This is a genomic window from Undibacterium pigrum (assembly GCF_003201815.1).
GTDB lineage: Bacteria > Pseudomonadota > Gammaproteobacteria > Burkholderiales > Burkholderiaceae_D > Undibacterium > Undibacterium pigrum.
Window position 1 is genome coordinate 972,863 of sequence record NZ_QJKB01000001.1, and the last position, 22,883, is coordinate 995,745.

12 protein-coding genes are annotated in these 22,883 nt (G+C 51.2%); 3 read left to right on the plus strand and 9 right to left on the minus strand.

What is annotated here, in order from left to right; genetic code table 11:
* Positions 1–6: 6 nt before the first annotated feature.
* A complete protein-coding gene (locus DFR42_RS04295) occupies positions 7–1,368 on the plus strand; it encodes an ATP-binding protein (RefSeq protein ID WP_110253680.1) in 1,362 nt (453 codons plus the stop codon).
* A gap of 257 nt (positions 1,369–1,625) precedes the next feature.
* Here DFR42_RS04295 and DFR42_RS04300 read toward each other — a convergent pair whose 3' ends face one another.
* Positions 1,626–7,346, minus strand: a complete 5,721-nt coding sequence (locus DFR42_RS04300; RefSeq protein WP_110253681.1) for a hypothetical protein — start codon at positions 7,344–7,346, stop codon at positions 1,626–1,628.
* Positions 7,347–7,551: 205 nt separating this feature from the next.
* Here DFR42_RS04300 and upp point away from each other — a divergent pair, with 205 nt between their 5' ends.
* The gene (gene upp, locus DFR42_RS04305; protein WP_110253682.1) at positions 7,552–8,184 is read left to right on the plus strand and encodes a uracil phosphoribosyltransferase; all 633 of its coding nucleotides are present in this window, start codon (positions 7,552–7,554) and stop codon (positions 8,182–8,184) included.
* A gap of 54 nt (positions 8,185–8,238) precedes the next feature.
* Positions 8,239–9,405, plus strand: coding sequence for a pyridoxal phosphate-dependent aminotransferase (locus DFR42_RS04310; protein ID WP_110253683.1), 1,167 nt, complete (start codon positions 8,239–8,241; stop codon positions 9,403–9,405).
* Between the two features lie 125 nt (positions 9,406–9,530).
* Here DFR42_RS04310 and DFR42_RS04315 read toward each other — a convergent pair whose 3' ends face one another.
* The 8 genes from DFR42_RS04315 to DFR42_RS04350 all read right to left on the minus strand — a co-directional run bounded on the left by DFR42_RS04315 (position 9,531) and on the right by DFR42_RS04350 (position 22,874).
* Positions 9,531–11,015, minus strand: a complete 1,485-nt coding sequence (locus tag DFR42_RS04315) for a DUF3999 family protein (RefSeq protein ID WP_110253684.1) — start codon at positions 11,013–11,015, stop codon at positions 9,531–9,533.
* Entirely contained in the window at positions 11,012–14,911 is a 3,900-nt protein-coding gene (locus DFR42_RS04320) for a DUF2339 domain-containing protein (protein WP_110253685.1), read from the minus strand. The genes DFR42_RS04315 and DFR42_RS04320 overlap by 4 nt, the downstream gene beginning before the upstream one ends.
* 252 nt (positions 14,912–15,163) lie before the next feature.
* A complete protein-coding gene (locus DFR42_RS04325) occupies positions 15,164–15,568 on the minus strand; it encodes a hypothetical protein (protein WP_110253686.1) in 405 nt (134 codons plus the stop codon).
* Entirely contained in the window at positions 15,568–16,665 is a 1,098-nt protein-coding gene (gene zapE / locus DFR42_RS04330) for a cell division protein ZapE (RefSeq protein ID WP_110253687.1), read from the minus strand. The genes DFR42_RS04325 and zapE overlap by 1 nt, the downstream gene beginning before the upstream one ends.
* Positions 16,666–16,845: 180 nt before the next feature.
* On the minus strand, positions 16,846–18,273 hold the full coding sequence (lpdA, locus tag DFR42_RS04335) for a dihydrolipoyl dehydrogenase (RefSeq protein WP_110253688.1): 1,428 nt from the start codon (positions 18,271–18,273) through the stop codon (positions 16,846–16,848).
* A 61-nt stretch (positions 18,274–18,334) separates the two neighbouring features.
* Positions 18,335–18,667, minus strand: coding sequence for a PspC domain-containing protein (locus DFR42_RS04340; protein WP_110253689.1), 333 nt, complete (start codon positions 18,665–18,667; stop codon positions 18,335–18,337).
* Positions 18,668–18,700: 33 nt separating this feature from the next.
* Entirely contained in the window at positions 18,701–19,957 is a 1,257-nt protein-coding gene (gene odhB, locus DFR42_RS04345) for a 2-oxoglutarate dehydrogenase complex dihydrolipoyllysine-residue succinyltransferase (protein ID WP_110253690.1), read from the minus strand.
* Between the two features lie 61 nt (positions 19,958–20,018).
* A complete protein-coding gene (locus DFR42_RS04350; RefSeq protein WP_110253691.1) occupies positions 20,019–22,874 on the minus strand; it encodes a 2-oxoglutarate dehydrogenase E1 component in 2,856 nt (951 codons plus the stop codon).
* Positions 22,875–22,883: the final 9 nt, after the last annotated feature.

A 22,883-nucleotide genomic window follows, 5' to 3' on the forward strand; every position in this document is an offset into this window, starting at 1 on the left:
TCTTGAATGCGTGACTATCTGAACGGTCTGGAATGGCTAAAAAGCGGACTGTTCTGGCGCACTTTTTTCATGCTGGCTGCACTGGTAACAGCCAGTATGATTGCCTGGATGTCGAATTTCCGCACCCTGGAAACCACTCCCAGGGCACAGCAACTGGCAGCGCAGATAGTCTCCATAGTCACCATTACGCGCGCCGCCCTCGCCCACTCAGCACCGGAAAAACGCCAGGAACTCTTGCGTGACCTGGCGACGAAAGAGGGCGTGCAAATTTACCTGCTGGAAGACAGCGACCGCGTCGAAGAACCTGAACTCACGCCGTTTTTTCTGGAATCCAGCCCTTTGATGAAGAAGGGCCTGGGCAACAACACTCGCTTCGCCAGCCAGATCAATGGTATCAGTGGCTTCTGGATCAGTTTTGATATAGAAGATGATCATTATTGGTTGAGGCTGGAACAAAGCCGGCTCGATCCGCCCATAGGCCAGCAATTGTTGAGCTGGGCTGTACTGACCCTGTTTTTAACTTTACTGGGCGCGGCAATTATCTCCAAATTGATTAATGATCCTTTATCCCGCTTGAGCAATGCAGCTCGTGCGGTTGCAAAAGGCAAGCAGCCACCGCCGCTACCGCAAAAAGGCCCTAAAGAAATTCGCGAAACCAATTTGAGTTTCAACAGCATGATGGAAGATCTGGTCAGGATAGAATCAGACCGCTCCATCATTCTGGCAGGTATCTCGCATGACTTACGCACCCCGCTTGCGCGCATGCAGCTTGAAGTGGAAATGGCAAACTTGAGCGATGACGCCAGAACTGGTATGCAATCTGACCTTCAGCAAATGGATGACATCATCAGTCAGTTCCTCGACTATGCCAAACCGCTGGACAAGGTAGAGTTCGAACGCATCAACATCAGCGAAGTCATGCAACAAGTGATTGATGAAGCTTTCCGCTTCCAAAATCTGCGTCTGCGCACTGCCATTACGCCAGATATCCATGTCAACGGTAACCTCACCGAACTCAAGCGCTTGTTCAATAACATCGTAGAGAATGCCTGTCGCTATGGCAAAACCTCTGGCTCCCCCGTCATTACTCTCGATGTCCAATGCTCACGCAAAAACAAAGACCGCAAACTGGGAATACAAATCAGTTTTCGCGATCACGGTTTAGGTGTACCAGAACAAGACCTGGTCAGGCTATTACGCCCATTTACTCGTGGCGACGCCTCTCGCAGCCAGGCTAATGGTTCCGGCCTTGGTCTGGCAATCGTCGATCGCATCATTAAAAGCCATGGCGGCAAATTGCGCATCTACAACCATGCTGAAGGTGGTTTCGTGATTGTGATCGCGCTGCAAGAATCAAAGGAAGCTTGAGTCCTTACACGTAGACGCACTTAGTCAAAAATTCCAACACACGTATAAGGTGGCAAAGCCGCACGTCAACATGCAGACCGCTGATGGCAGAAATGTACCAGGAATCCATATCGCCATTCAATATGGTGTCATCCAAGGATGCAAAGGCTAGAATTTTCGAGCCTGATTGACGCTAGCTGCCAGCGTTTTTCATAAAATTTTTACCCATAAAAAATGCCGCGCAATTGCGCGGCATTCTGGTTCAGAACAGCTTAAGCTTAACGATTACCTGCCAAAGCCAGTTGTGTAGCAGCAGTTTTACTACCCTCTTCCGCCTGAGCTGGAGTAGTGTCAGCAGGAACAGCCAACTCGTAACTCATGTGTAAGCCAGTATCCACTTTTTGCACTGGTGCCACTTGTTCTAGCGTAGCAGTTTTTTGAGTGACTGCACGCGAAGCTGCCGTACCGTTTACAGCAAAATTACTGAAACCGGCAAAGCCTGCAAAACCAGCACACAATAACAAGCCAGCAATGACCGATGGGCGCAGGCGGAAGCGTTTTTGCACTTCACCTTGCTGAACAGTAGCATCATAAGCCACGGCGATTGGTGCTGCTGCCAGCATTTGCTCAACCTGTTGACGCCATTCTTCCGATGTTTGTCTATTGCTCAGCAGTTTGCTGATCAATGCCTGGGCCAGTTGTTCAGCTTCCTGATGTTCAGCTTCCAGCGTTTGTTTTGCCATTTCTGCCTCAGCTTGCAATTCTTCTTGCTGTTGCTGTATTTGCAGTCTGTTTTGCTCTTGCCATTCTCTGGCCGATGCCAGCGCTTGCTCAATAAAAGCCTGGGCTGCAGCTTGTTGCTCCGCACGTTGTTGCAACATGGCTTGCAGTTCTGCTTCGTCGGCTGCCTGTTTTTCCAAATGCGCTTGCAAGGCTTTTTCGTCTGCGATGCGTTTTGCTGCAGCATCTGCCAGTGCCTGTTGTTTTTGCTGGGTTTGTGATTCAACCGCTATCAATTGCTGTTGCAGTTCTTCTTGCAATGTTACTTCCAATGACAATTGTTCTTCGAGTTTGGCTTGCAAGGCACTTTGCTCTTCCATACGTTTGGCGATAGCTGTATTAAGCGCGTGTTCTTTCTCCAGCCTTTGTGCTTCAGCCGCTTCCAGTTTGGATGCCAGTTCAGCCTGCAATACTGTTTCTACTGCCAAGGCCTGCTCAGCTTGCTTGAGCAAGTCATTCTCTTTCTCTGCACGTGCAGCGAAGCTTGCGGCCAAAGCTTGCTCTTTTTCCAGTCGCTGCATTTCGGCGACTTGCAGTTTTGAAGCAAGTTCAGCTTTCAATTCTGCCTCTGCTACCAAGGCTTGCTCGGCGTGGGCCAGCAGTGTGTTTTCTTCTTCAACAAGTGCGGCGATAGCTGCGGCCAAGGCTTGTTCTTTTTCCAGTCTCTGGGCTTCCAGAGTTTCAAGCTGGCTTTCTTCCAGTAATTTGGCACGCAATTCTGGCAACGCTTGTTCGTCAGCAGCGATTTGCAGGGCTGTGGCCTCTGCGATCTCACGTTCCAGCGCCAGCTTTTCCTGTTCCAGCGCATTGGCGATCAGCAGTTGTTCCGCGCGTTGTTTACTTTGTTCTGCCAGCTCTGATTCCAAACGTACGCGTTCTTCTGTCGCATTAATGACCAGACGCTCGGCTTCCATTTTTTCTTCAATGAGGCGCAAGGCATCCTGTGTCATTTGCAAGCTATCCATCTCCATCTGTTTTTGCTGCTGGATGGTGATGATTTCGCGCTGTGCCAGTTCTGCACGTTGTTGCTCTGCTTGTTGCAGGATGAATAATTCTTCCGCGCGAGTCTGTGCTGCTTCAGTGGCTTGCTGCTCGGATATTGCCAGTGCATTTGCCAACTCAGTTGCTTCTTTTTCGCTTTGCAACCTGGCCTGAATGGCGACATTGGCATCTTGCTCAGCATTGGCGCGAATTTCGCACAGACTCAGATATTCTTGCTCAGCCAGTTTGCGTTGTTCTGCTTCTCGCGCTGCTTTTTGTTCTGCAGCCAGTTTTTGCTGTACCAGGCTCAATGCTTCAAGCTCACTGGAAGCGCGCTGGTTTTCAGTCATGGTCAGCGCCTCTGCTTCGCGCAATCTGGTTTCTGTCGCTTCTGCTGCCAGACGCTGCGCTTCAGCATGTTCAGCGGAACGTGCCAGCAAGGCCTGCTCAGCATTTGCCAGGCGCAAGGTAGCTTCCAGAGCTTCTTGCTCTTTATAAGCACGTTCGCTTGCAGCTTCTGCAAATTCACGTTCTATTGCCAATTTGGCTTGCAGTGTGATTTCTGCTGATTCTTCCTGTTCCAGCTTGGTTTTCAGTTCAGCGCTGATTTGCTGTTCAACAGCGATTTTTTCCTGACTGGCACGGCTCAACTCCAGCAGCAAGGCGGTTTTTTCTTCGAGTGCGACAGCTGCCTGACGCTTGATCAGTGCTTCCTGAGCCGCTTGTGCCAGCCATTGTTTTTCGGTTTCATTGAATTTTTCTGCCAGTTCGCGCGCCTGTGCTTCAGCAGCCTGACGCTCAGTGATCAATTTGTATTGCGCTTGTTCTGCCACCAGGCGCGCTTCTGCTTCTGCAGTAGCTGCCAGCTCTGCCTGTTGCTTGGCTGTCAGGCTATCCAGTACGGCTTGCTCCGCAGCGATACGTTGCTGTTGTGCAGCCAACAATTCCTGCTCTTGTTGCAAGCGTTGTGCCAGCAGTTCAGCCATCAGGCTTTGCGCGTCAGCATGAGCAGCCAATTCCTGGAACAGGGCTTTTTCTGATGCCAGGGTTGCTTCAGTTGCGGCACGAATGATTTTTTCTGCACGGGCTCGGGCTTCAGCAAATTGCTGTGCTTCGGTTTCACTGGACAAGCGGCTTTGTACGTCTTCATGCGCTTCTTGTTCTGCCTGCAATCTGGCCGTTGTGGTATTTACCAAAGCCTGATCATCTGCCAGACGCTGTTGCAAGACAGCGTCAAGTTCAGCAACTTTTTTATTCTTTTCAATGACCAGTTCGTGGGCTTTATGCTGGCTGGCAGCATAGGCTTGCGCCTGGATTTGCAATGCCTGCTCAGCTTGCAATTTGGCCGCTGTCAATTCATTGGCTTCTTGCTCTGCCCTGGCCCTAACGGCTGCAGCCTGTGCATGTTGCTGCTCTGCTTTTGCTCTGGCAGTGGCGGCTTCTGTGGCAATTTTTTCTGCTGCCAGTTTTTCTGCCGCTGCTTTTGCTTCCAGTTCAGCTGCTTCAGCTTTTTGTTTTTCCAGCCTGGCTTGCTCTTCCAGCGCCAGGGCAGCCTGTTGTTGAGACTTTGCTTTTCCTTGCTCAAGCTGCGCCAACTGGGTTGCAGCTTTTACCCGTGCTGCTGCAGCAGTGGCTGCTTGTTGTTCAGCTTTGGCTTGCTGATTGTTTTGTTCCAGCAGTTTTTTCTCTTCTGCTACTTTGCTTTCCATGGCAGCACGCAAAGCTTGTTCAGATTGCAGACGGGCCAGATGCTGGTCACGTTGTTCCTGCTCTACTGCTGCCTTGGCTTGCAATTCTGCTGTCAGGCGTTTTTCTGCTTCCAGTTTTTGCTGAACGAGGTTCAGGGCTTTTTGCTCTGACTCTGCACGCAAGCGCAGAGTCTTGCCCAGCTCTTCGGCTTCAACAGCCTTGGTTTGTGCCAGGACCGCAGATTGTTTTTGCAGATCTGCATGTTCCTGCATTTTTTGCAGGCGTACTTGTTCTGCTGCGATCATGGCTTGACGCGCTGCACGAGCTTCTGCTTCTTGTTGCTGGCGCGCATTCAATACGCTGGTATGCTCACGATCAGCATGGGCACGGGCGATGACTTGCTCTGCTGCTGCTTTTTCAGCTTCCAGTTTTTCCTGAGCTGCTCTTGCCGCCTGCTTTTCTGCTTCCAGATGCATTTGCTCTGCGCGCGCCATTTCTGTGGCTTGATGGCTAATCAGCAAAGCGACCTTGGCTGCCTTACATTGGGCATCTTTTTGCAGCGCTGTTTGTTCCAGAGTGTTTTTTTCTGCATCAAGAGTGGCTTCCAGCGCCAGTCTTTCTTCGCGCTCGGCTTGCTCCCTGGCAGCGGCAATTGCCTTGGATTCTTCTTCTGCACGCAGCCTGGCTTCAGCCTCTTGCTGGGCGGCCTGTTCAAGTTGCAGTTTTTCCTGGGTTGCCTTCAGCACTTGTTGCACTGCGTTGGCACGGCGACGCTCTGCCTGTAGTTTTTCTTCCTGAAGTTCCATCGCTTTCACCTCATCATTAGTGCGTTGCTGTTGGACGCGCAGAAGTTCGCTGGCATCTTGATTTTTCCTGGCAGCGGCTGCGGCCATTTTTTGCTGCAATTCCACCTGCTCCATGGTTTTTTCCAGACTCAGTTTTTCTGCTACACATTCTGATTCCTGAGCTATACGACGGGCATGCTCTGCCTGTTCTTGCATACGCAAAATTTCTGCATGTGATTGTTCTGCTTCAGCCAAGGCTTCTGCTTCTTCTATCATTTTGCGTTCAGCAAGCAATTTCTCTTGCAATGCGGCGGCGGCTTTTTGCTCTGCTTCAGCGCGCATTTTTTCAGCCATCATCAATTCCTGGGCTTTTTTGGCTTTATCTGCGGCTGCCAGGTTGGCGCGTTTCAGCAATTCAGCCTGGAATGCAGTAGCACTCAGAGCTTGTTGTTCAGAATCGGCTTTTTCACGGGCATCTTGCACAGCCTGTTTTTCAATCTCCATGCGCTCTTTAGCCAGATTGGCGGCACGGTGCTCTTCGGCGACACGTTGACGGGCATTGTCGGCAGCTTCCTGCTCAGCCAGGCGGCGTTGACGGGCTTCTTCTGCCAGTACTGCTTCTGCATTCTGTCTTGCACGGGCTTGCAGGTCGGCTTGCTGTTCGTTTTCTATACGCGTCATGGCAGTTGATTGCAATTCGCGCTCTGCGCGTATGCGTGACTCAGTCACCATGCGGATTTTGTCTTCTGCTTCACGACGGGCCTGTGCAGTCGCAGCGGCAATTTTCTCTGCCTGTTCGCGCTTGTTAGCAGCAATACGCAAGTCTTCTTCCGACTGCATGCGTAACTGTATCGCTTCTGCTGCCTTTCTTTCAGACTCCATTCTGGCCTGTGCGATTGCCTCTTGACCTTGCTCCAAGGCAACGCGAGCCAATGCATCTTCACGGGCACGCAACTCTACCGGTGCGCGATTGATCGCATATTCCAGCGCCATGGCTTCTGCCTGGTCACGCTCTTTACTGATTTGCAGAGATTCGCTGCGGACTTTGGCCAGCATTTCTGCTGTTTCACGAGCTTCACGGTCGCGTTTTTCACGTTCGCGTGCCAGTTCTGTGATACGGGCATCAGCGCGGGCGCGTTCTTCTGCCTGTTGGCGTGCAGATTGTGATGCGGCAAAGCGTTCTGCAGCCCAGTTGCGAGCATTGGCAGTTTGCGTTGCCAGTTTTTCTGCTTCTGCATGGGCCTGGGAAGCTAGTTCTGATTCGGCCTTGAACTGGTGCTCGGCTTTTTCTATGGCTTGTTGTTCGAGTTTGGCGCGTTGTTCTGATTGTTCACGGGCCCGTGACTCTATCAGCGTACGTTCTTGCAGATTCCTGGTTTCTTCGGCGGTGGCCGCGATCCTGGCTTCGCTGGCCGCGCGCGACTGGCGTTCTGCCATCAGTTTTGCCTGTGCGCCGGCGATAGCTTCTTGTTCCAGTGCCAGTTTGCGTTGGGCCAGTTCGGCGGCTTCTGCCTCGGCCTGCGCCCTGGTTTCTGCCAGTGCCCTGGCTTGGGATTCTGCTTTCAGCCTGGTCTCAGCGGCTACGGTGGCTCTGGCCTCCGCCTCCACCCTGGCGATGGCTTCACGAATACCTTTCACATCGATGCGGGTATTGGACTCAATTGCCTCTTCTGGTGGCAAATAATCGTCCTTGCGATCGCCATGGCGATCGAGGGAGTAGTCTCCCAGAGATAATTTATTTAACAACGCCTGATTGCTGTCCATTTATGCACTCCTGATCTGATAGTCGTTCACCGTCATCGCGGGCCCTGCCATGCCGGAACTTCTTATACTGGATTATCAATCAAGAAAAATTTGACGATGGCTGGAGCAGAAGTGGAAAAACACCTCAATTCCTGATTTATCCGTTTCCCTTAATGCTTGCTGGGACGTAAAATAGCGGTCAACTCAACATTGCCGGAGAATTACCTTGAACGAACTCGTTACCGAAATCAGACACCCATTGGTGCAACACAAGCTGACACTGATGCGCAGCAAAGACACGCCGACCGATAATTTCCGCCGCCTCTTGCGTGAAATCAGCCAGATGCTGGCCTATGAAGTCACCCGTGACCTGCCGATTGAACTGGTCAAGATCGAGACTCCGATCACAACCATTGATGCACCAACCATCAGCGGCAAGAAGCTGTGCGTGATCTCGGTCTTGCGCGCTGGCAATGGTATTTTGGATGGCATGCTGGATTTGCTGCCAAATGCCCGCGTAGGCCATATTGGTCTGTACCGCGACCCGGAAACACTGGAGCCAGTCGAGTATTACTTCAAAGTGCCAGAAGATATCGCAGAACGCCTGGTGATCGTGGTTGACCCTATGCTGGCAACTGGCAACTCAGCCGCTGCAGCAATCACCCGCCTGAAGCTGCGTGGCGCCACGACAATCAAATTCGTTTGCCTGCTGGCCGCGCCTGAAGGCATCAAGGTAATGAACGCTGCCCATCCTGATGTGCCTGTCATTACAGCCTCTATTGATGACCATCTGAATGAACACGGCTACATCGTACCTGGCCTGGGCGATGCTGGTGACCGTTTGTTTGGTACTAAATAATCATTTTATATTAATCGCTTTGTATTAATTAATAGTTTTTGAAGAACTTCACTGATGACGACCACTGCCCGCTTCGTACCTGAGTCTAAATTGCCCGAAGTGGGCACCACCATTTTTTCAGTGATGTCTGCCCTGGCAGCAGAGAAAAAAGCGGTCAATCTTGGTCAGGGCTTCCCTGACTTTAGCTGCGACCCTGCTCTGCCTGCCCTGGTGGCGCAAGCAATGACGGATAATTACAATCAATATCCGCCTATGCCAGGCATGCCGCAGTTGCGTGAGCAGATAGCCGCCAAGATCAAAAACATCTATGGCCATGCTTATGATGTGAATACTGAAATCACCGTCACAGCTGGTGCAACCCAGGGTATTTTGACGATATTGCTGGCCTGCGTGCATGCTGGCGATGAAGTCATTGTGATTGAGCCAGCGTATGACAGCTATGTATCCAGCATCAAGCTGGCAGGTGGTGTGCCGGTATTCGTCAGCATGGAACTGGGTGCAGATGGCTACGCTATTCCCTGGGACAAGGTAAAAGCCAGTATCACGGACAAGACTCGTTTGCTGATGCTGAACTCACCGCACAACCCTACCGGATCGGTATTAAGTGTAGATGACATTACCACTTTGAGCGATATCGTGCGCGACACCAGGGTCTTGATCGCATCCGATGAAGTGTATGAGCACATGGTGTTTGATGGTCAGCGCCACGAATCGCTGTCGCGTTACCCTGAACTGGCGGAGCGCAGCTTCATCATTTCTAGCTTTGGCAAGACTTATCATGTGACAGGCTGGAAAGTCGGCTATGTGACGGCACCGGCAGCACTGATGGCAGAGTTCCGCAAAGTTCATCAATACAATGTCTTTACCGTCAATACGCCTATGCAGGTGGGACTGGCGCAGTATATGAGCAAGCCTGCTCCGTATCTGGAGTTACCAGACTTTTATCAAAAGAAACGCGATTTGTTCAGGGCTGGTCTGGCCAATTCTCGCTTGCGTCTGTTGCCATGTGCTGGCACTTATTTCCAGTCGGTAGATTATTCAGCAGTTTCCGACATGACAGAGCTGGACTTTGCGCGCTGGCTGACTACCGAGATTGGTGTGGCAGCGATTCCCGTATCCGCGTTTTACCAGCAGGGTAAGGAATCTGGCATCGTGCGCTTTTGCTTTGCAAAGCAGGACACTACCCTGCAAGACGCCTTGCAGCGCCTGCAAAGCATTTAATTCCCTTCAAAAGACCTGAAACATTAAGAACGTGTTTGCGATCTGTAGCGAGCGAGCGTCAGCGGGAGTGAAGAGCAGCGCATGAGCCCCGATCACGCTTGCGCAGTAAGATCGCAAACAGGTTCTCAGGTCTTTGCCTTATCTTCCGATATACTCTTCAGCAGGGACCATACCATCCCGCCCAATAATAATAAACCAACACCCAATGCAGCCCATAACCAGGGTTTATGCTCTTTGGCAGGCGTCTTATCAACGGCTGGTTTGATCGCAGCCTGAGGTGCGACATAGTCGGCAATTTCTACACTGGCGATATCGGCCTGCACTGGCCTGGTCAAATCCATTTTTGGGATCAGCGTTGTCAAAGGTATTGCAGCGCCCTCTTTGTTCTCCATTCCCCATTCCAGCTGGTAAGGCGGTTTGCCACGCGCCAGAAAAACCAGCCTGCGCGGTAAACTAGCGATCTGTATCTCCGGCAAAGTTTTACCCAGCTTGCTATATGGATTATCTGTTTGCAAGCGCAAGGTTTTATAACTAGCTCCATCCATGAGCAAATCACGTGATTTGACTTCGCCATTGGGCAGGTTTATTTTATAAACCAGACTGTCATTCAACCAGACCTGTTGATCCACCTGCACTTCGGTATTGCGCTTTTGATGCCTTAGCACATGCAAAGGGTATAGCGGGCTATGCCTGTGATGATACGAGGATACTGGTGTAGTTGTGGTCGTCACCTGTGCCAGTACCGTGATATGCAGCAGGGTATTGGGTTCGCTCACCAGTAAACGCAGGCTGTCTATAGGCGTATTATCGGGAATGCTGTACTCGCAGTAATTTGCAGCGCAAGTCTTCACAGGAATAGGCTTACTCCATTGCAAAACTGGTGGCGTGTAGACTTCTTGCTGACTGTCTATGCTGACATTGTCCAGCCAGGGTGCATCTGCAGGATTATTCCAGCGCAGGCGCAAATACTGCGCGCTGACATGATGAAGCCTGATACCGAGATTCTGCAACACTGAACCTTGATGACGCAGCTGCACCAATTGTTCGCTGCCCAGCGATTGCCAGTTTTTCAGATCATTGCTGCTTTCCAGCGTGAAGCCGAACATGCCATCTACCTGTTCGCTAATGCTGAACCTGGCTTGCAATAACTTACCCTTGATCTTGCTGACATCAATAATCCAGGCAGGCACAGGATTTTGCCTGGTAATTTTCACTTGAGACAAGGCAGTCAGTGAGCCATCTGCATTTTGCCGGAAGCTGCTGAAACTGTTGCTTTGTATATCTTTCAAAGGAAAGGCACTGACAGTTTTACTCTCCAGCTTGGCGCTGGAGGTTTCCATATCAGCCCAGGCAAATGACAAGAGATCACCATCTGCATTGCGCACACGTACATCATGCAGATCAGGATGCAGGCTACCAGGATAAATATTGGTTGGTATATCCAGTTGAAAATACGGGCCAGCCGCGGTGCTTGAAATGACCGCATGCTTTGTCTGCGGAGCAAGCGCCTGCGCTACACCAGCATTGGAAGTAATCGCACAAGCAGCCAGCAATAACAGCTTTAATTGCGATTTCAGGGTCAGCTTGTTGATACGCCTGTTGATACTCATAATGCCTTCCCTTGATCTGCTGATACTTCACTATCCTCTGCCAATGCTGCCTGCGGCTCTTTGGGCTTGACGGGCACAGGCGCAAAATAAGCAACCACCAGCACCAAGATACCAACACCAATGAAAGAGACGATACGGTAAACGTCGCCACGGTCTGCCAGTTCTATCAGGAACAGTTTCACTACCACGACACCCAGGAGGGCAGCACCGGCGATCCAGGTACTGCGTGACATGCGGCGATTGCCAAACAACATGACAGCCACACTACAAATTGCCCAAGTGATGGAAACTGCAGCTTGACTCAGGCGCGAAGCAAACAAGGCATCTGCATCCCACGGCACGCCAGCAAAATGGTGGCAACTGCGCAAGACCATGCCAGTTAACAGAGCCAGCGCAGTGGAGGCGACTACGGCCACGGCAACTTGCCTGAGATTAGTTTTTGCGATACTGGCAGGCAAAGCGCGCCACCAATGCAACAGGGACGCCAGCACCAGCCATTGCCCCAATTCCAGTGGATTCAACAAAGGCAGATAAGGCAAGGGGCTGGCATCACCTGCACTGAAGGCATTGGTCAGCCAGCACCATGCCAGCAAGTACAAGGCGACAGGTGCACATGCCTGCTCGATATAAGTCTTGCGATAAGTATTCAAGGGCCAGCGACCTGCCAGGGGCTTGGCACCAATGAACCAGAATACAACGGCAGGAACCAGCACCCAGCCCAGCAATGGCCAGCTCGACCAGGTATCAGCCATAGGTGCGAGACGTGCCTGACCTTCGCGTGCTGCCAATAACAGGAAGAACCAAAAACCGGCAATATGAATAAGACTCAAGAGACGTGGCCATGCAGTCATCCAGTTTTGCTGCTTTTTCAATATCAGCAAATGCCAGGCCAGTGCCGCAGGCCAGGCAAGCCAGCCCAGGTTTGCCGATGGCAGATAAAGGCCGTCTGCACTCGCCGCACCTATCAAGCCAGCAAATACCAGGAGAGGCAAAGTGACGATGGTCGCGATACCCATTTGCGACCATCGTCGCCAGCCTGCCAATACTGCCATCAGGGCAGAACTGGCAAGAGCAATTACGATAGCGACTGTTGAAGAATATTCACGATGATCTGTGCGTACCAGAGTTTCCAGGCTTTCCGGGAACCAGGCACTTAACCACCATGCCAGACCCCAGACCACAGACAAGCCCAAAGCAAGCTTGCTGCTGCACCATGGGTTAAGCCAGACGGATGGAAGTTTTTGTTCAGCCCCGTCTGCATTTGCAGTATTGCCAAATCCACTCAGGTCCAGCAGCACAGCACGCATCCTGGCAGCCTCGGCCCGTATGAAATCTGCGCTGAACCAGGCTGAAACAGCCAGCGACAAGGGCACAAAAAAGCCCAGATGTGCGAAAGCTGTGCCCTGATATTTGCCAGGTTCCAGTAAACACAAAACCGCCGCAATGATTTGCACTGCTCCGGCAAAACCTGCCAAAGCGCCGTGCGACATGCGCAAACCTACCCATAACAACATGCAGGAAGTTATAGGCCAGATCAACGATGCCTGCGTCAGGTTGATGGCAAACAGCATGGCCAGATGCAGCAATGCACTACCACTGATAATGGCCAGCTGGTTCCAGATTGACCAGGCCGGTGGCAAGGATTGTTCTTGTGCTGCGCGCTTGGTCGCTACCATGGAACGACCGGCACTGAACAAGATGCTGCCAGCAATAATCAGGGCTGCCAGGCCGCCTTTCCAGCCATCTTCCAGCGCCGCATTGCCACTGGCAGCAACATGCAGCGTCAACAAGAAAGACGCCAGTGCAGTTGCCTGCAAAGTGGCAGAGATATGCCCAAAAGCCGTCAGGACATAACGACGGGCAATCGCCGATACCAGCAAAGCCATGACAGCCATCGCTGCTGCCGCGAATTGCGGGTCCAGCAACATCCACGGCAATAAGGTCAGCGAAGCGACACCCAGCCAGGGCAAGGCTGCATTTGGCATGGCTTCCCAGCTGGAAATACTCTCAGCTTTGGCTTTCCCGTGCAAATTCCAGACTACAAAGCAGCTTACTGCCAGCAAGACGGGCCCCAGCAAGCCGCCCTGCAACAGCGGGCCGGTGGCCTCGGGATTGATGTAGATACCATGCAAAAGTTTGTAGGCTGCACCGACCATGACCAGATATGCAAAACCACGTGCATAAGGACGTTGCTGACGTATACCCAGCCAGTACATACCTGCGCCCTCTATGGCCCAGGCTGCACCTGTCCATGCACCTTCCAGCCCCAGCGGTATCGCCAGCGTGGCAAAGATGGCGGCAACAATGACATAGGCCTCGGCCAACAGAGCCAGGCCCTGTTTAGCTTTGGAAAATACTATTTTTGCCAATACCAGATAAAAGAAACCGACGGCCAGCGCAGAAAAGGCAGCACCAAATTCGGTGTGTTTGACCAGCATGTATTGCATGCCAAAGGCGGTGATGGGGTTACCAAAAACCAGGGCACTATCGACCCGCCCTACCCGCTTCAGCGTAGCCAGAGGCCCCTCTTCAACTTCTGCTTCTTTCAGAGTGCGACGGGCAAAAAGCAGGCCTATCAAAGCAAACAGGACAAAGAAGAAAATTAGGAAAGGCTGGACAATGCCATACTGACTATCGGTATAGCTTCGCTCTGCCCAGCCCAGTGCCAGCGTAAAAGTGCCGACAAAGCCGATCAGGTTCAGTACACGCCAGGCATTGAACCAGGCAACCACGAAGATACCTATATCCAGCACAGCCATATAGGTGAACAAACCCAGGGGACGGTTTTCACCTGTGGAAATCAATACCGGCGTTGCAAAACCTTCAATTGCCGCAACAATCGCGAGGACAGGCGCATTTTGCAAGACAGCCAGGATGGCGCTCAGCACCGATACCATGAACAAGAATGCAAAGCCAACTTCAGGTGTGATCAAGGCATGCAATTTCATCGCCGATAGTGTGGTCAGATAAAACACACCTATGGCCATGCCCTGCAAGATCAATGCATAGTCTCTGCGTTTGCTGCGCAAGAACCAACCCAGGGCCAGTAATACAACGCCAGACAGAGCCACGCCTGCATAGCGCAATTCCACGGGTACGGTGACTCGCTCTGCGGTATAACGTAACAAGAAAGCCAGACCCAGGAACAAGATCAATACGCCGACTTTGACCAGTGCATTCCCGCCGAAAATAAGCTTCGCCAAAGGCGCAGGCAAGCGCTCCTGCAAAGACCTGGGTGGCGCTGGTGGTGGCGGGCGCTTTACTGGCTCAGGCTTCGCAGCTACCTGATTGACTGGCTCTTCAGTTTTGATAACAACAACTGGTGGAATGGAGTCGGCTTGCTCCATCGCTACGGCAGAGCTATTTTGTGAGGTAGCAATTTCATCGAGAGAAGTGAGTTGCAAATCCAGTGCTTCCAGGCCTGGCAACTCTTTTGCTACTAGCTGAGGCTGATGTTGAGATTCAACTGGATCTGGCTGCGCACCAAACTCTATTGTCGGCGGCACAGGCAGGCTCAAACTAGCATCATTGATTTTTGCGGCAGCGGCAGACTGTATGATTTTTTCTTCAGCAGGCGCCTCTTGAGGCCTTGCTTCAGCAATTTCTGCACTTTTAATGACGACGTTACCGGCTTTAAGCTCGGCCATTTCGCGTTCCAGCGTTTGCAGGCGATGCTCAAGCTTGAAGATTTTCTGGTGCAATTCAACCAAACCATCATTGCCGCCGGTTTTTGGACTTGCTTGTGGTGATGGCTGCTGAACTGCAGCATCAACTTTGCGCGAACGCCCAATCTGATGACCGACAAAACCGCCGATCAAAGCGAAAAAGAACATGGCCGCACCCGAATCGGTCGCCACGCCCAACACGAAGCCTATGATTGCGCCAACAAACCACATAGATTATTTCCTTGATTACAGTGCCAATGAGGCTAACGACAGACTGTAAGGAAATTTCCAGTGACTTGCAATACTTATATCGCCGCCGATCTAAGGGAGTTGCTACTAAAATTAATGCCCAGCCCAAGTGGAGCAGCTAGAAAACTGGACCAGACACATGCAGGTAGCAGGGAAAAGACTGTGACTTGATTTGATCAATAGCGGATAGTCGAGCTTACCGCAAGTTACAAATTCATGAATAAAAACGGCTGACTATGGCTTGGCCTGACGTTGTTCCAACTCTTTGTCGAGTTGATCGATACGCAGTTTGCGCTGCAATGCTTTCGCTTCGAGTGCGATTCTTTGAAGGGAAACAATATACTGACGGCGCTGCTGTTTGACATCATTAAGGCAGTCATTGACAAAAAAGGTCTGGTGGCAAGCTCTGTCTGCCTGCTCATACCAGCTTTGCAAACGCAATTGCGCTGCATTGCTTTCTTTCAAAGCAATCTCGGCCTGCTCCGCAGTGCTAATGCTGCCCGCAACATATTTTTGATCCAGGCTGGCAGTCAGGTTTGCAATTTGTGTCAGCTCATTGCTGCCAGGGATAGCCAGCGCATACGCAGAAATAAAAAATTGCATCAACAATGCGAGACCGCCAAACAATAAACGATTCATCAGGCTATATTCTCCGCAAGTTGGCGTTGATCTGTATCCATATATTCTTTTGATTGCATTTCTATGATGCGTGACACTGTACGGTGAAATTCATTAGACAAGGTACCATTGGTATAAAGTTCCTCAGGTGGCACTTCTGCCGACATGATCAATTTTACCTTATTGTCATAAAATACATCGATCAGCCAGGTAAAGCGCCTTGCCTCGGAAGACATGGCCGCAGACATGCGTGGAACAGAAGACAAAATAACTGTATGAAAACGACTGGCGATTTCCAGATAATCATTCTGTGAACGCGGACCGCCACACAGAGTGGCGAAGTCAAACCAGATAGCACTACCAGCACGGCGCAAAGATTTGAGCTTGCGCCCCTCAATATCCACATGCGGATCTTCATCACTGGTTTCTGCGACACGTGCAAAACTGTCTCGCAAGGCCTTGTCAGTAGCAGCATTGAGTGGCGTCATATAAGCCTGGACCTGCTCCAGTGCACGCTTGCGATAGTCATTGCCTGAATCCACATTCAGGATATCAAGCTTTTCCTTCAGCAAGGCGATGGTGGGCAACATGCGGTCACGGTGCAAGCCATCCGGATACAAAGTATCAGGCTGATAATTGGATGTCATGACGAAAGACACGCCATTTTCAAACAGGGCATTGAGCAAGTTATACAATAGCATCGCGTCTGCCACGTCTGAGACATGAAATTCATCGAAACAAATCAGACGGTATTTCTTGGCGATTCTGCGTGCCACTTCATCGAGGGGATCTGCCACGCCTTTAAGCTCATCCAGCTGCCTGTGTACGGCACGCATGAACTCATGGAAATGCAGGCGAGCCTTCCGGACGACGGGCACGACGGAAAAAAAACTATCCATCAAAAAAGACTTGCCACGCCCCACCCCACCCCACATGTAAACGCCACGAGGCACTTCAGGGCGGGTAATCAGGCGGGTAAATTTATTAGCGCGCTTGCTCTTATACTCCACCCATTCTTCATAGGCCGTCTGTAAGCGGTCAACCGCACGTTTTTGTGCCTCATCGGCCTGAAAACCACGCTGACTCAAGGCATCCTGATAATACTCTATGACATTCATGGGCGAGGGATACTATCTTTGCTGGCTTGCCTGTGAATGGCAAGCGGGTAAAAAAGCGACGCACCCTACCCCAATCAAAGCGAGGACAGAGTGCGCTGCCAATGCGGGCCCGAAGTGCGCCCGAAGTTCAAACAACCGCTTGAGTATCTATCAAACAAGCGATCAGACAGTCGTCCTGAATCAGAAATTCAGCGAACGTTTGTCAACTGCCAAAGCTGCTTCTTTTGTTGCTTCAGACAGAGATGGATGTGCATGGCAAATACGGGCGATGTCTTCTGCCGATGCCTTGAATTCCATCGCCACTACGGCTTCGGAAATCAATTCAGATGCCATAGGGCCAACGATGTGCACGCCCAGGATTTCATCTGTCGTTGCATCTGCCAGGAACTTGACCATGCCTGAAGTATCACCCAGCGCACGGGCACGACCATTCGCCATGAATGGGAAAGTACCTGCTTTGTATGCCACACCGTCCGTCTTCAATTGCTGCTCGGTACGGCCTACCCATGCGATTTCCGGAGATGTGTAGATCACCCATGGAATAGTATTGAAGTTCACATGGCCATGCTGACCAGCGATACGTTCAGCCACGGCAACACCCTCTTCTTCTGCCTTGTGTGCCAGCATAGGGCCACGTACCACGTCGCCCACGGCCCAGACATTCGCCAGATTGGTTTTGCAATCACCGTCAACAGCAATGAAACCACGTTCATCGAGTTGCAGGCCAACAGCCTCAGCATTCAAACCATTGGTGTTAGGTGTACGGCCAATGGAAATAATCAGCTTGTCGAACACAGCTTTGTGCTCAGTGCCCTTGTCGTCAGTGTAGTTGACAGTCACATCGCTGCCGCCATTGACGATTTCGCCTATCTTGACGCCCAGATTGATGGACAGGCCTTGTTTGACAAACAGCTTGTGTGCTTCTTTAGCAATTTGCTCATCCACAGCGCCAAGGAATGTTGGCAATGCTTCCAGCACTGTCACTTCAGCACCCAGACGACGCCATACGCTACCCATTTCCAGACCAATCACACCAGCGCCGATAACGCCGAGTTTTTTCGGTACTTCTGCAATCGTCAAAGCACCATCATTTGACAGGATAGTCGCTTCATCAAACGCTGCACCTGGCAATGCACGTGCATTGGAACCAGTCGCCACGATGATGTGTTTGCCAGTGATGGTTTCTTCTGTCTTGCCAGCTACCTTGATTTCATAACCAGCAGCATCGCCTTTAACAAACGAACCATGACCATGGAAAAAAGTGACTTTATTCTTTTTGAACAGGTACAAGATACCGTCATTGTTTTGTTTGACGATGGTGTTCTTGCGACCCAGCATCTTGGCAACATCCAGACCCAGACCCTGCACATTGATACCATGGTCAGCGAAAGCATGGCCAGCGTGTTCATAATGTTCGGAAGACTGCAACAGCGCCTTGGATGGAATGCAACCTACGTTGGTGCAAGTACCACCTGGAGCCGGGCCACCTTTTTCATTGGTCCATGCGTCGATACAGGCAGTAGAAAATCCCAGTTGGGCAGCGCGGATTGCGGCGATGTAGCCGCCAGGGCCACCACCGATAACGACGACGTCAAATTGTTTGCTCATGAAAATATCCTGATTTTGTATAGATGATTTAGCCGTGAAAGACAGGTTTCGCCTGACAGTGTCAGCTTTCTTCAGGGATGAATATCCAGGCCAATAAATAAGCCACGACACCCGCACCAAAGTAAAGACTGAAGAAGACAAACATCAAACGCCAGATCCAGGAATCCAGACCGGTAAATTGCGCCAGACCACCACAGATACCTCCCAGCCACTGGTCTTTTTTTGACCGGCGGAACTGGTTCAGATGATTGATACCCTGGTGCTGTTGCTGACCGGATGTGGATGGATCGCCAGTTGCCAGCAGCCTGGCTTTGGCTTGCGCAAATTCTGCATCAGACAGTGCTCCTGTCTGATGCAGTTCATGCAGACGTTTGATTTCGTCAGCGATATTCACGGAATGATTCTCGCTTTGCGCTCAGAACCTGAATTACAGATCAAGCAACAGGCGGGCTGGATCTTCCAGCGCGTCTTTCATTGCCACCAGACCCAGAACTGCTTCACGACCGTCAATGATACGATGGTCATAAGACATAGCCAGGTAGTTCATAGGACGGATCACGATCTGACCATTTTCAACTACAGCACGGTCCTTGGTCGCATGCACGCCCAAAATTGCGGATTGTGGTGGGTTGATGATAGGCGTAGATAACATGGAACCGAAAGTACCGCCATTCGAGATGGAGAAAGTACCGCCAGACAAATCATCCAGTGTCAGTTTGCCGTCTTTTGCCTTGGCACCGAATTCGCCGATTTTCTTCTCGATTTCAGCAATCGTCATTTGGTCCGCATTGCGCAGGATAGGTACTACCAGGCCGCGTGGAGAACCAACAGCGATACCGATGTCGAAATAACCGTGGTAGACGATGTCGTTACCGTCAACAGAAGCGTTGATGATAGGATATTTTTTCAATGCAGCAACGGCAGCTTTAACGAAGAAGGACATGAAACCCAGTTTCACGCCATGTTCCTTTTCAAACTTGTCTTTGTACTTGTTACGCAAGTCCATGACGGGTGCCATGTTGACTTCGTTGAAAGTTGTCAGAATTGCGTTAGTCGATTGAGATTGCACCAGACGTTCAGCGATACGGGCACGCAAACGGCTCATCGGTACGCGCTCTTCTGGACGGTCACCCAGGCTGGCGATCGTTGGAGCAGCGACTTGTTGCAGTGCTGGCTTGCCAGCTGCAGGAGCAGCCAGAGGAGCAACTACTGGTGCTGCAGCAGGTTTGGCGGCTACTGCTGCCAGTGCATCACCTTTGGTAACACGGCCATCTTTGCCGGAACCGTCAACTTGTGCTGCAGTCAGGCTGTTTTCTGACAGGATTTTTGCTGCTGCTGGCATCGCTACGCCAGCAGAAGACTTTGCATCAGCAGGTGCAGATGTGGCAGCGGCAACTGCTACTGGAGCAGCAGATACTTCCATCGGGCTTACTTTTGCAGATGCATCAGTATCGATAATCGCGATGACTTCGCCAGCAACGACCGTACTGCCATCGCCCTTGATGATTTGTGTGATCACGCCAGCGTCAGGTGCTGGCAGTTCCAGTACGACCTTGTCTGTTTCTACGTCGATCAGGTTTTCGTCGCGGCCGACTTCCTGGCCAACTTTTTTATGCCAGGACAACAGGGTTGCTTCTGCGACGGACTCAGATAACTGAGGAACTTTTACTTCGATAATTGCCATTTTTTACTCTCCGATTCGGGTAGCCAAATGCGACATCAGCTTCTGATGTCGCATCGCGTCATTATTTGGTCAGGACAAAGCCTTTGAGTTTGGAAAATGCCGTTTCCAGCAATGCTTTTTGTTGTGCATAGTGCTTGTCATAGTAACCGACAGCTGGCGATGCACTGGCTGGACGACCTGCATAAGCAAGTTTTTGACCTTCTTCCAGGCTTTCAAAAATATTGTGCTGGATCTGGAACCATGGTCCCTGATTTTGCGGCTCATCTTGTGCCCAGACCAATTCCGTCATGTTCGGGAATTTTTTCAGTTCAGCAACAAAACTCTTATGCGGGAAAGGATACAGTTGTTCAACACGGACAATTGCCGTATCTGACTGACCGCGCTCTTTACGGGCATTGACCAGGTCGTAGTACACTTTGCCTGAGCAAGCGATAACGCGCTTGACCTTCTTGGCATCAATCTTCTCGTCAACTTCACCAATCACTGTCTGGAAGCTGCCTTTGGCCAGATCGGACAAAGGTGAACCTGCATCCTTGTTACGCAGCAAGGACTTCGGTGTCATGATGACCAGAGGCTTGCGGAACATGCGTATCATCTGACGACGCAACAGATGGAAAATCTGGGACGCAGAAGTAGGCTGAACCACTTGCATATTATTGTCAGCACACAGTTGCAGGAAACGTTCTGGGCGAGCAGATGAATGCTCCGGACCCTGACCTTCATAACCATGCGGCAGCATCATGACCAGACCAGATGCGCGGCCCCATTTCACTTCACCAGAGCTGATGAACTGATCAATAACAACCTGAGCACCATTGGCGAAATCGCCGAATTGCGCTTCCCAGATAGTCAGTGTATTTGGTTCAGCGGTGGAGTAACCGTATTCAAAGCCCAGTACCGCTTCTTCAGACAAAACAGAATCGATAACAGTAAATGGTGCCTGCTTGTCAGAAATGTTTTGCAGAGGGATATAAGTACCAGCATCCCAGCGTTCACGGTTTTGATCATGCAAAACAGCGTGACGGTGAACGAAAGTACCGCGACCTGCATCCTGACCTGTCAAACGGATAGCATAACCTGAAGAAACCAGAGATGCGTATGCCAGATGCTCGCCCATGCCCCAGTCCAGGTTCATGTCGCCACGACCCATGGCTGCACGGTCGCCCAGTACTTTTTCGACCAGGCTATGTGGCTTGAAGCCTTCAGGTACAGTAGTAATACGTTCCGCCAGACGCTTCAATTCAGTTGACGGTACGGCTGTGTCAGCTGCATCTGTCCATTTACGGTTGAGGAAAGGAATCCAGTCAACAGCGTATTTGTTTTTGAAATTGGAGATTACCGGATCATGGGTATGCTTGCCAGCATCCATGGCATCACGGTAGGCCTTGATCATTTGATCGCCGCCATCCGCAGGGATAGTGCCTTGTGCAGCCAGTTTGTCAGCATACATACGGCGTGTGCCTGGGTGCTGAGCAATCTTCTTGTACATCAAAGGCTGAGTCAGAGCGGGTGTATCTTGCTCATTATGACCAAGTTTGCGGTAGCAGATGATGTCAACGACGACGTCTTTCTTGAATTCCATACGGTAATCCAGAGCGATCTGAGTCGCCAGGACTACTGCTTCAGGATCATCTGCATTGACGTGCAGTACCGGTGCTTCGATCATTTTGACAACGTCGGAGCAATACAGGGTAGAACGTGAATCGCGTGGATCAGAAGTCGTGAAACCGATCTGGTTATTGATGACGATATGCACAGTACCACCTGTACCGTAGCCGCGTGTTTGCGCCAGGTTCAGGGTTTCCATGACTACGCCCTGCCCTGCAAACGCAGCGTCGCCGTGTACCAGGATAGGCAAGACTTGTGAGCCGTCTTTGTCGCCGCGACGATCCATACGTGCTTTGACAGAACCTTCAACCACTGGATTAACGATTTCCAGATGAGAAGGATTGAACGCCAGGGACAAGTGAACAGGGCCGCCTGGTGTAGAAATATCAGACGAGAAGCCCTGATGGTATTTAACGTCGCCAGCTGGCAAGTCGTCACCGTGTTTGCCTTCAAATTCAGCAAACAGATCCTGAGGCATTTTGCCCAGGGTATTGACCAGTACGTTCAGACGACCACGATGGGCCATACCGATAACGATTTCTTCGACACCGCGCTCACCGGCGCGCTGGATAGTCTCATCCATGGAAGCGATAAAGCTTTCGCCGCCTTCCAGGGAGAAGCGCTTCTGACCAACATATTTGGTATGCAGATAGCGTTCCAGGCCTTCAGCCGCAGTCAGGCGGTCAAGGATGTGTTTTTTCTTTTCAGGAGAGAAAGATGGTGTGGAGCGAATTGCCTCCAGCTTTTGTTGCAACCAGCGCTTTTCTGTAGGGTCACTGATGTACATGAACTCAGCACCGATGGAACGGCAATAAGTGTCACGCAGGGCATTCAGCAGGTCGCGCAATGATGCAGTTTCTGGACCGAAATAGGTATTGCTGATATTGAACTGTATGTCCATATCGGCATCGGTAAAACCATAGAAACTTGGCTCCAGTTCTGGAATGCTAGGACGTTCCTGGCGTTGCAGCGGGTCCAGATTGGCCCAGTGGCTACCAAGAAAGCGATAGGCAGCGATCAGTTGCTGGGCGGCGACGCGTTTGCGTCCCATCTCAGCATCAGCAGTCGCATTGACTGTGCGTATCGGGCCTTGTTTGGCACGTTCGGCAAACGATGCAATAACAGGTGCGTGGGCAACGTCTGGCTTGGAGGAGCCATCGACTGCAGGCACGTTTTGCATGGCGTCGAAATATGCGCGCCAGTTGTCAGGAACAGAACCGGGATTATTCAGGTACGCTTCATACAGTTCTTCTACATACGGCGCATTGCCGCCGAACAAGTACGAGTTAGCGTTATATTGTTGCATCATCTTGCTCAC

Excerpts from the sequence above, each read along its gene's own strand:
- odhB (WP_110253690.1), bottom strand. The coding sequence starts at position 19,957 with ATGGCAATTATCGAAGTAAAAGTTCCTCAGTTATCTGAGTCCGTCGCA.
- DFR42_RS04325 (WP_110253686.1), bottom strand. The coding sequence starts at position 15,568 with ATGAATCGTTTATTGTTTGGCGGTCTCGCATTGTTGATGCAATTTTTT.
- DFR42_RS04350 (WP_110253691.1), bottom strand. The coding sequence starts at position 22,874 with ATGATGCAACAATATAACGCTAACTCGTACTTGTTCGGCGGCAATGCG.
- DFR42_RS04315 (WP_110253684.1), bottom strand. The coding sequence starts at position 11,015 with ATGAGTATCAACAGGCGTATCAACAAGCTGACCCTGAAATCGCAATTA.
- lpdA (WP_110253688.1), bottom strand. The coding sequence starts at position 18,273 with ATGAGCAAACAATTTGACGTCGTCGTTATCGGTGGTGGCCCTGGCGGC.
- DFR42_RS04310 (WP_110253683.1), top strand. The coding sequence starts at position 8,239 with ATGACGACCACTGCCCGCTTCGTACCTGAGTCTAAATTGCCCGAAGTG.
- DFR42_RS04300 (WP_110253681.1), bottom strand. The coding sequence starts at position 7,346 with ATGGACAGCAATCAGGCGTTGTTAAATAAATTATCTCTGGGAGACTAC.
- DFR42_RS04320 (WP_110253685.1), bottom strand. The coding sequence starts at position 14,911 with ATGTGGTTTGTTGGCGCAATCATAGGCTTCGTGTTGGGCGTGGCGACC.
- DFR42_RS04295 (WP_110253680.1), top strand. The coding sequence starts at position 7 with ATGCGTGACTATCTGAACGGTCTGGAATGGCTAAAAAGCGGACTGTTC.
- zapE (WP_110253687.1), bottom strand. The coding sequence starts at position 16,665 with ATGAATGTCATAGAGTATTATCAGGATGCCTTGAGTCAGCGTGGTTTT.